The 11,798-nt window shown below is 58.1% G+C and carries 13 protein-coding genes; all 13 read left to right on the plus strand.

Annotation, left to right across the window (positions count from 1 at the left end; genetic code table 11):
- Positions 1 to 108: 108 nt before the first annotated feature.
- The 13 genes from EGT36_RS09355 (at position 109) to EGT36_RS09415 (ending at position 11,761) form a co-directional block, all read left to right on the plus strand.
- On the plus strand, positions 109 to 759 hold the full coding sequence (locus EGT36_RS09355; protein WP_037090907.1) for a hypothetical protein: 651 nt from the start codon (positions 109 to 111) through the stop codon (positions 757 to 759).
- Positions 756 to 2,060, plus strand: coding sequence for a MotB family protein (locus EGT36_RS09360; RefSeq protein ID WP_037090905.1), 1,305 nt, complete (start codon positions 756 to 758; stop codon positions 2,058 to 2,060). The genes EGT36_RS09355 and EGT36_RS09360 overlap by 4 nt, the downstream gene beginning before the upstream one ends.
- On the plus strand, positions 2,057 to 3,328 hold the full coding sequence (gene motC, locus EGT36_RS09365) for a chemotaxis protein MotC (RefSeq protein ID WP_037090903.1): 1,272 nt from the start codon (positions 2,057 to 2,059) through the stop codon (positions 3,326 to 3,328). The genes EGT36_RS09360 and motC overlap by 4 nt, the downstream gene beginning before the upstream one ends.
- Positions 3,325 to 4,683, plus strand: a complete 1,359-nt coding sequence (fliK, locus tag EGT36_RS09370; protein ID WP_037090901.1) for a flagellar hook-length control protein FliK — start codon at positions 3,325 to 3,327, stop codon at positions 4,681 to 4,683. Before motC ends, fliK begins: the two co-directional genes overlap by 4 nt.
- The gene (locus EGT36_RS09375) at positions 4,667 to 5,197 is read left to right on the plus strand and encodes a lytic transglycosylase domain-containing protein (protein WP_479829482.1); all 531 of its coding nucleotides are present in this window, start codon (positions 4,667 to 4,669) and stop codon (positions 5,195 to 5,197) included. The genes fliK and EGT36_RS09375 overlap by 17 nt, the downstream gene beginning before the upstream one ends.
- A gap of 282 nt (positions 5,198 to 5,479) precedes the next feature.
- A complete protein-coding gene (locus EGT36_RS09380) occupies positions 5,480 to 6,151 on the plus strand; it encodes a response regulator transcription factor (protein WP_125270329.1) in 672 nt (223 codons plus the stop codon).
- Between the two features lie 105 nt (positions 6,152 to 6,256).
- Positions 6,257 to 7,537: a flagellar hook protein FlgE gene (locus tag EGT36_RS09385; protein WP_004440014.1), complete on the plus strand. Its 1,281-nt coding sequence runs from the start codon at positions 6,257 to 6,259 to the stop codon at positions 7,535 to 7,537.
- Positions 7,538 to 7,559: 22 nt separating this feature from the next.
- Positions 7,560 to 9,053: a flagellar hook-associated protein FlgK gene (gene flgK / locus EGT36_RS09390; protein WP_004440016.1), complete on the plus strand. Its 1,494-nt coding sequence runs from the start codon at positions 7,560 to 7,562 to the stop codon at positions 9,051 to 9,053.
- 3 nt (positions 9,054 to 9,056) lie between these two features.
- A complete protein-coding gene (locus tag EGT36_RS09395) occupies positions 9,057 to 10,160 on the plus strand; it encodes a flagellar hook-associated family protein (protein WP_006698186.1) in 1,104 nt (367 codons plus the stop codon).
- Positions 10,161 to 10,194: 34 nt separating this feature from the next.
- Entirely contained in the window at positions 10,195 to 10,539 is a 345-nt protein-coding gene (gene flaF, locus EGT36_RS09400; RefSeq protein WP_004440020.1) for a flagellar biosynthesis regulator FlaF, read from the plus strand.
- Positions 10,536 to 10,985: a flagellar biosynthesis repressor FlbT gene (gene flbT / locus EGT36_RS09405; protein WP_004432543.1), complete on the plus strand. Its 450-nt coding sequence runs from the start codon at positions 10,536 to 10,538 to the stop codon at positions 10,983 to 10,985. Before flaF ends, flbT begins: the two co-directional genes overlap by 4 nt.
- Positions 10,976 to 11,446, plus strand: coding sequence for a flagellar hook assembly protein FlgD (flgD, locus tag EGT36_RS09410; protein WP_004440022.1), 471 nt, complete (start codon positions 10,976 to 10,978; stop codon positions 11,444 to 11,446). The genes flbT and flgD overlap by 10 nt, the downstream gene beginning before the upstream one ends.
- Positions 11,447 to 11,494: 48 nt before the next feature.
- Positions 11,495 to 11,761: a flagellar biosynthetic protein FliQ gene (locus EGT36_RS09415; protein ID WP_003515115.1), complete on the plus strand. Its 267-nt coding sequence runs from the start codon at positions 11,495 to 11,497 to the stop codon at positions 11,759 to 11,761.
- Positions 11,762 to 11,798: the final 37 nt, after the last annotated feature.

Raw genomic sequence — 11,798 nt, forward strand, 5'->3', positions numbered from 1 at the left:
GCATTTCCAGGAAAAGCGGACTCCGGTTTTCCGCCCGGAAATGCGACAGAACGTTCCAGATCGCAGGCAGCGAAACATGTCTCGTCCCCTGTTTTGCCGGGGGCGTGCATGACCACCTCCATCGCAAGATATCTGAAGGACTTCGGTGACGCTCAGCCGGCAGGACTGGCCTTCGTCGATCCCCTGGCGGATACCGATGGCGTTTCGCCATTTGCCGACGCTGCATCCGGTTTCGATGAATTCGAATCCGTCGACGTGGAGAGTGAAAGGCAGGCCGCTTACGCCCGTGGCCATGAGGATGCGACACGCGAAATCACCGAAAAGATGCAGGCGGAACGCGACGAGCTGTTGGCCGCCCATTCGGCTGAGCTGGAGGCGCTGCGATCCGCCTATCTCGAGGAAATCGCGGTCTTTCTGTCGCGCGGGCTGCGAGAGGGCATTGATGCGATTGCCGCCACCCTCAGCGAACAGACCGCCGCAATCCTTGCTCCGGTTTTGACGGAAGAACTGTCGCTTAAAGCAGTCTCGGCGCTGGCGGATGTGGTGCGCGCTTCCATGCCGGATGGTGACGCCGTCACGCTTGTCGTGAAAGGTCCGAAGGATTTGTTCGAGCAGTTGAAGACCCAGCCCGGCTTTGAAGAAGAGACGATGAAGTTTACCGAGACCGCCGATATCGATCTTTCAGTCGAGCTGGGTGAGAGCGTCTTCGTGACGCGCATGTCCGCCTGGGCCTCCAGTCTTCGCAAGGTGATGAAATGAGTGAAGGCGAAAACCATCACCACGGCAAAAACGAGATCATCATCGTCAAGCGCCATAAAGGTGGCCACGACGGTGCGCATGGTGGTGCGTGGAAGATCGCCTACGCCGACTTCATGACGGCGATGATGGCGTTCTTCCTCGTCATGTGGCTGGTCAATGCCGCCAATGAGGAAACCAAGGCCTCGGTCGCGAGCTATTTCAATCCGATAAAACTGTCCGATGAGAAACCCTCGTCCAAGGGGCTGGAAAAGCCCGTGGACAAGGAAGAGGGCGTCCAGAAAAAGGACCAGTCCAACATTCAGGCAGAGAAAGTGACCAAGGGATCCGCCGCGGCGACGGGCGAAGACCTGACGTCCCAGACAGGTGAACAGTCGAATTTCTCCGAAGCGGACTTTTTCGAAAATCCCTATTCCGTGCTGGCGGAAATCGCCCAGCAGGTCGGTCAGCAGGCCAATGTCAGCGCCAAGGGCGAGGGCGGTGCTGCCGATTCCGGCCCTGCAACCGGCGCAAGCGGCGGCGAGGCCTATCGCGATCCCTTCGATCCTGATTTCTGGACGCAACAGGTGAAAATCACCCGCGCCGATCAGCAACAAAAACTCGTTGAGCAGCAGGCCGCCGAAAACAAGCAGGAGAATGCTGCCGACAGCGCTCAGGCCGTTGCGGTTAAATCGTCTCAGACGCCGGAAGACAAGGCGCAAGACGGCAGGCCCATGGACGTCGCCGCGGTTGTGCCGCAGCAACGGCCGGATGCCGCCGAGCAGGCAGCGCTTGTACGGCCCAGGCCCGAGCGGCAGCAAGAGGCGAAGGATGTTCAGCAAAAGGCGAGCGATGCTGAATGGGAAAAGGCCGATACGCTGCGCGAAGAAATCGAGAAACAGATATCCGGCATAACCGGCAGGCTCTCGGAAGGGCTGGTCGTGACGCCTGCGGAAGGCGGATTGCTGCTGACCATTTCCGACCAGACGGAAACACCGATGTTCAATATCGGATCGGCCGTTCCCCGGCGCGAAATGGTTCTCGCCATGGAAAAGATCGGCAAACTGCTTCAGGAGCGCGGTGGCAGCGTGGTAATCCGCGGCCATACGGATGGGCGGCAGTTCAAGGGCGAGGCCAACGACAATTGGCGGCTCTCCATGGACCGCGCGCACAGTGCCTATTACATGCTGGTGCGCGGCGGCCTGTCGGAAGATCGGGTAAAGCAGGTTTCTGGGTTTGCGGACCGCAGATTGCAGGTCCCGGCAGATCCCCTGGCGGATGCCAACCGCCGTATCGAAATCCTGCTTGAGGCTGATCGGGGGTGAGTGTGACGAAAACCTCGAAACGCTGGCTTCTTCTTGCGGCGACGCTTTGTGGTCTCGGTGCCGGACCATTCAAGGCGTTTTCGCAGTCGCAAGACAATCTCATGCCCTATGTCATGCTGCGCTCCCTGCAATTCGTGCAGGATTCGGTTGCCAAGGGAGACCATTCGGCAACGGAAATGCAGCGGTTCCTGCTCCAGACCATTGACGAGCGGCTGAAAAGCGCGCCCTCGGCGATCTTCAAGGACCCACGCAATGTCGATGCGGCGCTGATCTATGCGATGAGCGGCGGCAATCCCGCCACGCTTGAATTGCTGGTCGCGCGCGATGTGGACGGCAATTTCGACAGCCGCGTCGCCGATATCCTGCGCAAGTATCTGTCAGGCAAGGGGACGCTGGTGGCGCAGAGCATCGCGGCAATGGTGCCTGAATATCGCGGCACCCGGATAGGCGCCTATCTGGCGCTGATCGGTGGCAATGTCACGATCCCGCGCGATCCTCTGGCCGCGCTCGGCTTCTACGACATTGCCCGGCTTGAAGCGCCCGGGACAATCGTTGAGGAGGCGGCATTGCGCCGCTCGCTCGCCATTGCGGTTGAAGACGGCGATGCAAAACGCGGCGTCGAATACGCACAGCGTTACGCGCGGCGGTTCCTGCATTCGCCCTATGCAAGCCAGTTCGCGGATCTTCTGGTCTCGCTGGTGGTCAAACGCTCTGATTCCCTCGGTGAAGACGCGATAGTGGAGACCTTCGCGATGATGGATGCGGAAAGGCAGAAGGAAGCCTATCTGCGTCTTTCGCGTCTTGCGGCGATCAGCGGCAAGGATTCGCTGGCCCGCATGGCGGCGCTTAAAGCGAAGACGCTGTCGTCCGCCGCGCCGGATCAACCGGAAGCGCAGGCCAATCTCTACGAAAGCCTTTCCAACATTGGAACACCCGATGTGGTGAGCGCGATCGAGACGATCGGACAAATTCCCGAAACGCAGCTTTCGGACCGGGACAGGGCCCTCAGAGATGCCGCAAGGGCGATCGCCGAACAGGTGGTTCGTCCTCCCTCGCTATCAGGTGCTGATGTCGACGCGGCGGCGCAGGGCGCCAGACAGAACGCAGCCAAAAATGATGCGGTGGCTGGCGGGGAAAAAAGCATATGGCGGGTTGAAACCCACAAGGCCGACGATGGCGGTGAGAATGTCCGGCAGCTCGTGACAAGCGGCCGCAGCAAGCTCGATGAAATCGACAGCCTGTTGAAGAAAGGCGAGGGGGCACCATGATCGACGCAACCATCAATGCGCTAACGAATGCGCCACCGTCCGATCCGCGCGCAGGCAGTGCTGCCGCACGTGACGAGGCGAGAGGCGGCAGCTTTGGCGATGCCCTTTCCACGGTTCGTGACGAGCGACCGCCGCAGGCGCCGCATTCGCGGTCGGACGATTCTGGTTCAGCAGGGCAACAGCACGGACAGGCCGACGGCGAGGGGGAAAAGATGGATGTCCCGGTCAAACGGCCTGCAGCCTTCCTGAATGTCATCGTCAACGAGCATGCCGGGGACGGTCGAGTTCACGACACAGCTGCCGAGTTCCAGAACGCGGTCAAATCCTCGCGGGCACAATTGGGGGACGGCAAGCCTGGCAAGAAGCTCAAGGATGAGGCGGATAAGGATGCCGAGGCGATAACGGATACTCTCGATCCGAAGCTCGCCGAACTGCAGCTGGTTACGGCCAGCGCCGGGGCAATGGCCACGGCCAAGACGCCGCTGGAAGAAATTGCGCAGGCAATTGCCGGCAAGACCGACACGGTTAAGTCCGACAGGGCTGAACCTGTCCGCAGCAAGGCTGAACATCCGGCCAAGGACATGCCGACTGGGGTTGCAGCTGCCAATGATGCGGCGGGTTCGGCTTCGGAAAACGAAGGCGATGCCTCGTCATTCCGCTTCGCGTCTCCGCGTTCGGGTGCAGCCCGCGCTCTCGATATGAGCACGGTTCAGCGCGAAGGCCGCGTGGAGTTCGACACGCGGGAAAGCAGCGGCAAGGCGGCCGACACCATAACGGTTCTCGATTCCCGGCGCTTCATCGGTCTGGCGCCCTCCTCCAATGCCTCGGCTCTGACCGGCCTGATCGCCAATGATCCGGAATGGGTCAGCGCCATGCAGCCCGGTTCAGCGCTGTCCAACGCAGCCGCCCAGAGCAGCACCGGCAAGGTCGTGCATACGCTGAAGCTGCATATGACGCCGATCGAGCTTGGATCGGTGACGATGTCACTGCGTCTTGCCGGTGACGAACTCGCCGTGCACATGACTGTGGAGAGCGTCGCGGCCTATAAAAAGCTCCAGGAAGACAGCAAGAGCATCCTTGATGGCCTCAAGGCGCAGGGTCTGACGGTCGATAACATCACGATCAGCATCGCTTCTTCCGATAAGAGTGACCAAACGGGCACACAAGCCAACAATCAGCAAAATCAGCAGGCGCAGCAGCAGGGCCAGCAGGCGGCTGCGGGCCGCAACCGTGACGAGTCCGGTGCACGAGGCGGCCGGCAAGGCAATGGCGATAATTTGGGGGTGCATAATGAAGGCATGGACGGCGCTCTTGGCTCTGCCCGCACTTCTGCTGACAATGGCGTCTATCTCTGAAAACGCATCGGCCTCGGCAACGTCAGGCGTGTGTGAAAGAGAGATCCAGTCTGCGGCACGCAAGTACGGCGTGCCGGAGGGAATTCTCTATTCAGTGGGCCTGACGGAGACTGGCCGCAAGGGGCGGCTCGACCCCAACGCCATGAATATCGAAGGAAAACCGGTATTTGCGGCCTCTACCGAAGAGGCCTTGATGACTTTTGAGGCTGCCAAACGCAATGGCGCCAAGCTCATCGACCTCGGATGCATGCAGATAAATCATTATTTCCACGGCGAAAATTTCACATCTGCGCGCGAAATGTTCGATCCGCGTCGCAATGTCGAATATGCCGCCATGTTCCTGCGTAACCTCCACAACAGGCACGAGACCTGGACGATGGCGGTTGCCCGCTATCACGCAGGGCCCAATAATGACCCGGCCCAGAAGAAATATGTCTGCCGGGTCATCGCCAATCTGGTGTCGACGGGCTACGGGAAATGGACGCCCAACGCTAAAAATTTCTGCGAAGGATAACAACCTGAAATTGCTTTATCAGGGGTTGGGACTCGTTATCGGAAATGTGGCGAGACAAAGCCCGAAAAAAGGCGTTTCAAGCGTTTTTTAGCGATTTCGGAAATTTTTACACAAAAATTTTGTGCCATATATGGTTAATACCCACTATATATAGATCAAATCGGCACAAAATGGTTAATCAATTATTAATAACTATCGATGATTTCCTACAGTTGTCGCTGAATCCCCCGATTCGTACCAATGCCTCATTGGAAAACACCACACTGATTCGGAGGCGGACGAATGATCGTAGTGGTTGATGAGCGCGAGCTCGTTAAAGACGGCTATACATCTCTATTTGGGCGTGAGGGCATTCCCTCGACCGGGTTCGATCCGGTCGAATTCGGGAAATGGGTCTCGACGGCGGCGGAAAGCGATCTTGCGGCTGTGGAAGCCTTCCTGATCGGCCAGGGCGACCGGAGCTTCTCCTTGCCAAAGGCGATCAGGGATCGCACGACGGCGCCTGTCATCGCGGTGAGCGACCAGCCCTCGCTGGAAGCGACACTCGCGCTGTTCGACAGCGGCGTCGATGATGTCGTGCGCAAGCCCGTTCACCCTCGGGAAATCCTCGCACGTGCGGCGGCTATTCGCCGCCGGCTGCAGGTCATTTCGAATTTCACCGACGCCGGTCCGATCCGGGTCTTCTCCGATGGACGCGACCCGGAAGTGGGCGGCGAGGTATTTCCCCTGCCGCGCCGCGAGCGCCGCATTCTTGAATATTTGATCGCCAATCGCGGACGCCGCGTTTCCAAGGCGCAGATTTTCAATGCCATCTACGGCATCTTCGATGATGACGTCGAAGAAAACGTCGTCGAAAGCCACATCAGCAAGCTGCGCAAGAAGCTGCGCAAGAAACTTGGCTACGACCCGGTCGATTCCAAGCGGTTCCTCGGCTACAGCATTGATTGGCAATGATTTTCATTGACCCGCGTGGTCTTTTTCAAACGCGGTATTTCAGACAGCTTCACGCAAGCCAAACGCTTTACCTTCACCTTGAAAGATGACCACGAGGGTTTTTGAATGAGTATTTTCGGCACTATGCGAACCGGCGTGTCCGGCATGAATGCACAGGCGAACAAGCTGGGCACCGTTGGCGACAACATCGCCAACGCAAGCACCACCGGTTACAAGCGTGCATCGACGTCGTTCTCGTCGCTCGTTCTGCCCTCCTCGTCGGGCAGCTACGCTTCCGGCGGTGTGCAGTCCAACGTTCGCTACAGCATTTCGGAGCAGGGCAACCTCTCCTACACCACCTCGGGTACTGACCTTGCCATTCAGGGCAACGGTTTCTTCGTTGTTCAGGATGGTGCAGGCACGCCTTATCTCACCCGTGCCGGCTCTTTCGTGAAAAACTCGGAAGGCTATCTGGAAAACGCCGCTGGCTTCCAGCTGATGGGTTACCCCTACGGTTCCAACCCGCCGGCTGCCGTCGTTAACGGCTTCACAGGTCTTGAAGCCATTAACGTCAACAATTTCGGCCTGACGGCATCGCCCTCCACGCAGGGAAGCTTCCCGGCCAACCTCAATCGCGACGATACGGCCGTAGCGGCGGCGTCGCTCCCCAGCACCAACTCCGCAACGGCGAAGTTCGGCAACAAGACTTCGCTGACCGCATTCGATAGCGGCGGCGCGAAGGTACTCTACGACTTCTATTACACCAAGACCGGTGACAACACCTGGGAAGTGGCGGTCTACCGTCAGGATCAGTCGACCAATGGTGGCTTCCCCTATACGGCGACTGCGCCGGCATCCCTTGTGCAGGAAAGCGTCACGCTGACCTTCGATCCTGCGACCAACAAGCTGACGACTACGTCTCCCAAATCCATCACCATCGACGACAACAACAGCGGCGTGGCGCAGGCGATCAACATCGACCTGTCCGACATGACCCAGTTTTCGTCGAAGTTCACGCCCGGCACGGCGATCCTGAACGGTAACGGTCCGAGCCAGATCAAGGATGTCGAAATCGGCAAGGATGGCGTAGTGACGGCAGTTTACCAGGATGGCGGCCGCCGCAACATTTACCAGCTGGCGCTGGCCACCGTGCCGAGCGTCGACAACCTGAGCCCGCAGAACGGCAACGTTTATCTTCCGAGCAACGAGTCCGGTGTCGTTACCATCGGCTTCCCGCAATCGGGCAGCTTTGGTTACGTCCAGAAGGGCGCGCTGGAAGGCTCGAACGTCGATATCGCCAGCGAACTCACCGACATGATTGAATCCCAGCGCATCTATACCGCGAATTCGAAGGTCTTCCAGACTGGATCGGATTTGATGGACGTCCTGATCAATCTGAAGAGATAGTAATTCCTACGGGGACAGATGAATGTCGCTCACGTCAGCAATGAATACTGCGCAGTCGATTTTCAATAATACAGGTAAGCAGACGGACGTTACCTCGAAAAACATTGCCAATGTCGGCAATGCGAACTACGTCAAGCGAACCGCCATTCTCGGCACGACCATGGCCGGAGCGAGTATCGTCTCCAATGGCCGTGCCCAGAATGAAAGTCTTCTCAGGCAGACGATTTCCAGCGCCTCGCTGGCCACCGGGCAGAACACTGTTCTGACCGGTCTCGAGGAGATGAAGAGCATTTTCGGCGGCAACGACTACGAGAGCGCGCCGTCCACCTACATGAAGGAACTGCTCAAGAGCCTTAGCGGCTATGCCGCCAAGCCGAGCAATGCTGCTCTTGCCGCAACGGCCGTGACGTCCGCCGCGGATGTCGCCAGCTCATTGAACAAGGCGTCTGCCGAATTGCAGGCGATGCGTCTGCGTGCCGACAAAGAAATCTCCCTTCAGGTCGACAAGCTGAACGGCCTGCTCGCGAAATTCGAGGAAGCCAATAATGAGGTCAAGGCGCAGACGGCGATCGGCGGCGATCCGAGTGACGCACTCGATCAGCGCGAGACCTTGCTGAAGGACATCTCGTCCATCATCGGCATCAATGTCGTCAACCGCCCGAATAATGACGTCGCGCTTTACACGACCGACGGCGCCACGCTGTTCGAGATCGTACCGCGTCCGGTAACCTTCAAGGCGCAGCCGGGCTACGACGCGACGACCACCGGCAACGCGATTTATGTGGACGGTGTGGCGCTCAAGGCCGGCAGCGGCAGCAACACGACGGCGGAAGGATCGCTTCAGGGTTTGATGCAGGTTCGCGATGAACTTGCGCCGACCATGCAGAGCCAGCTCGACGAAATCGCGCGCGGCCTGATCACGATGTTTGCGGAAAAGCCGATTACCCAGCCGGCGCCGCCTGCGACGCCTCTGACGGCGAAGCCCGGCCTTTTCACCTGGTCGACGGCAACCGCAACGAGCGAGATTCCTCCCGCCGGCGTCGTCGTCCCGGGGCTCGCTGCGACCATTACCGTCAACTCCGCGTTAATTATTTCGCAAGGTGGCAATCCGGAATTGTTGCGCGACGGCGGCATCAACGGTACCGCTTATATAGTCAATCCCGCAGCTACGGGCGGAACCGGGTTTTCCGCTCTGATCGACAGCTATGTGACCGCATTCGACGCGCCCATGAATTTCGCCGCGTCGACACGTATCGATACGAATACCAGCATCCTGAAATACGGCACCAACTCGATGGGTTGGCTCGAACAGGAACGGTCCGGTGCGACTTCGGCAAACGAAGCGAAAAGCGCGCTTTATGAGCGCTCTGCGACATCCTATTCGAACAATACGGCGGTTAGCCTGGACGAGGAGCTGTCGCTGCTCATGGATATCGAGCAGTCTTACAAGGCGGCCACGAAACTGGTGACGACCGTTGATGAAATGCTCAAGTCCTTGATGGACATGGTGAGGTAAAGGATGAAAACGTCATTCATTTCATCGCTGGCGATGCAGAACAGCATGCGCAGCACCATCCTCAAGGCTCAGCTTGAGATGACGAATCTCAATACCGAGCTGACCACGGGCAAGCACGCGGATCTTGGTGTGACGCTGGGTGCCAATACGGCCCGCAGCCTCGATCTCAACAGGGACGTGGAGCGGATTTCCTCGCTCGTCACGGTCAACTCCTTCGCCACACAGCGTCTTGAATCGTCGCAGACCGCGTTGGACGGCATGGCAAAGGCCGCCCAGGAAATCCTCAATGTTCTGGTGCCGAATACGAGCAGCGAGCAGCCCACGCTTGCCACCGTCAACCAGAAAATCACGATCGCCTTCAACAATTTCACCAGCTTTGCCAACACGGCCGTGGATGGTGAGTATCTGTTTTCCGGTACGAATACGGATGTGAAGCCGGTCCAGGACTATTTCGCCGACGGTTCGCCGTTGAAAGCCGCCTATGACGCCGAACTGAACCATTTCATGGCGACACAGACGCCGGCCGTGGGGAGTATCTCGGACCTGTCCAAAGATCAGGTCAACGCCTTCATGACGCATATGGAAGGCGTATTCAACGGTACGACGACCGTAACCAACCCGCCACACAGCAGTCTCGCTGTGGGACAGAATGTCGATTTCTGGACGAGGTTCGGTTCCAACGCCAGCGATACCAACATGACGAGCCGGATCAGCCAGAACGAAGTGGTCGAAACGTCGACCAACAGCAATTCGCAGGGCATGCGTTACTTCGCGATGACGGCAATCACGGCGATGACCTTCCTCAAGGACAATGTTTCGAGCACGGTCCGCGAGGCGGTCGCCACCCAGTCGGTGACGACTATCGGCAAGGCGATCAGTGGGCTGAACCAGCAGGCAAGCAGTCTTGGCCTTTCGCAGGAGCGCGTCAAAAAGTCGAATGACTCTCTGGCTGCCCAGAAGAAGATCATCGAAACACATCTGTTGGATATCGAGGGGATCGATACCTACGAGGCCAAGACCCGTCTCGATCTGCTGCAGCAGCAGATTGAGATCGCATACAGCCTCACGTCGCGTCTGCAAAAAATGAGTCTGGTGAACTACCTCTGATGAACAGGGGTGGCGGCAGATAAAGGATACATGAATGTACCAGTTTTCCTACGCCGAAATCATGGAGGATGGTGTCGCCAACGCGAAAGACCGCGAGCGACAGGCGTTGACCAAATCGATCGAACTGCTTGCGGAGGCGAAGGACTCCTCTTCTCAGCGGCACACGATCGAAGCACTTTTTTACACTCGACGGGTCTGGATCCGCTTCATTGAGGATCTCAAGCAGCCGGATAATCAACTGGCCATGGAACTGAGGGCCAATCTGATTTCGATCGCGATCTGGATACTGAAAGAGTGCGAACTGATCCGGAAACGTCAGTCGACGAATTTCCAGGGCATAATTGACGTGACAACCATCATCAGGGATGGACTGAAATGAAAAGTACACTTCGAATTTCGCTGAAGTCGGGCGAAAAGATTTTCATCAACGGCGCAGTTCTGCGTGTGGATCGCAAGGTGGCGCTGGAATTCCTGAACGATGTCACGTTCCTGCTCGAGAACCACGTATTGCAGCCCGACCAGGCTACCACCCCGCTGAGACAGCTTTATTTCATCGCGCAGATGATTCTCATCAATCCGGAGGGGCGGGAACAGTCCACCAACATGTTCCGCAAGTCCGTGAGCATGCTCTTGAATTGCTTCCAGCATGACGAGGTCCTGGCGGAGCTAAAGCGCATCGACGGGCTGGTTGCCTCCGGCAAGGCTTTCGAAGCGCTGAAGGCCATCCGCGGCCTTTACCCGATCGAGGAGAAAATCCTCAACAATCAGGAAATGACCCCTGCAACGATCGAACAGATTCGCAAGGAGATCGCACCATGGCGGTAGATGCAGTCAATGCGGCGGCGGCAAACCCCTGGGCGAATGCCGGGGCGAGCAGCAACGACAAGAACGCGGCCTCGCTGAACTATGACAGCTTCCTGAAGCTCCTCATCGCCCAGATGAAGAACCAGGATCCGACCAGCCCGATGGATGCTGGTCAGCAGATGTCGCAGCTTGCAAGCTTTTCGCAGGTCGAGCAGACCATCAAGACGAACACCCATCTGAAGAGCATGCTGCAGGCCGAAGCACTGACGCGTGCGTCGGATCTGGTCGGCAAGACGGTGAAGAGCGCCGACGATACCGTCACGGGCGTGGTTAAGGAAGTCGAAGTCTATTCAGACGGCGTCGTTGCCATCACCGAAGCTGGTGACAAGGTGCTGCTGCAGGCCGGTGTGACCTTCTCCAACGGCCCGATCACGGATAAATCTGATAGCGGAACCGATTCGGATACGCCAGCTGGTTCTTGATATTGATAAGGCGGTATATGCCGCCTTTCCGGAACGAGGGATGCGACGATGAACGAGGCCGATGCGCTTGATATCATGCAGGCGGCAGTGTGGACGGTTCTCGTCGCGGCCGGTCCTGCGGTTCTCGCCGCGATGATCGTCGGTGTCGCCATCGCCTTCATTCAGGCCCTGACGCAGGTTCAGGAAATGACGCTGACCTTTGTTCCCAAGATCGTCACGATCATGATTGTCCTCGGCGTCGCCGCCCCCTTTGTGGGCGCGCAGATAGCGCTTTTTTCCAATCTCGTCTTTTCACGCGTGCAATCGGGCTTCTGATATCGATCCGGCCAGGATGCCATCCTCGCGCAAGCTT

This window comes from Agrobacterium sp. FDAARGOS_525 (assembly GCF_003938925.1).
GTDB lineage: Bacteria > Pseudomonadota > Alphaproteobacteria > Rhizobiales > Rhizobiaceae > Agrobacterium > Agrobacterium pusense.

Coding starts and splice junctions, on each gene's coding strand:
- EGT36_RS09385 (WP_004440014.1), top strand. CDS start 6,257: ATGAGTATTTTCGGCACTATGCGAACCGGCGTGTCCGGCATGAATGCA.
- EGT36_RS09360 (WP_037090905.1), top strand. CDS start 756: ATGAGTGAAGGCGAAAACCATCACCACGGCAAAAACGAGATCATCATC.
- EGT36_RS09415 (WP_003515115.1), top strand. CDS start 11,495: ATGAACGAGGCCGATGCGCTTGATATCATGCAGGCGGCAGTGTGGACG.
- flaF (WP_004440020.1), top strand. CDS start 10,195: ATGTACCAGTTTTCCTACGCCGAAATCATGGAGGATGGTGTCGCCAAC.
- EGT36_RS09375 (WP_479829482.1), top strand. CDS start 4,667: ATGGCGTCTATCTCTGAAAACGCATCGGCCTCGGCAACGTCAGGCGTG.
- flgK (WP_004440016.1), top strand. CDS start 7,560: ATGTCGCTCACGTCAGCAATGAATACTGCGCAGTCGATTTTCAATAAT.
- EGT36_RS09395 (WP_006698186.1), top strand. CDS start 9,057: ATGAAAACGTCATTCATTTCATCGCTGGCGATGCAGAACAGCATGCGC.
- flgD (WP_004440022.1), top strand. CDS start 10,976: ATGGCGGTAGATGCAGTCAATGCGGCGGCGGCAAACCCCTGGGCGAAT.
- EGT36_RS09355 (WP_037090907.1), top strand. CDS start 109: ATGACCACCTCCATCGCAAGATATCTGAAGGACTTCGGTGACGCTCAG.
- EGT36_RS09380 (WP_125270329.1), top strand. CDS start 5,480: ATGATCGTAGTGGTTGATGAGCGCGAGCTCGTTAAAGACGGCTATACA.
- flbT (WP_004432543.1), top strand. CDS start 10,536: ATGAAAAGTACACTTCGAATTTCGCTGAAGTCGGGCGAAAAGATTTTC.
- fliK (WP_037090901.1), top strand. CDS start 3,325: ATGATCGACGCAACCATCAATGCGCTAACGAATGCGCCACCGTCCGAT.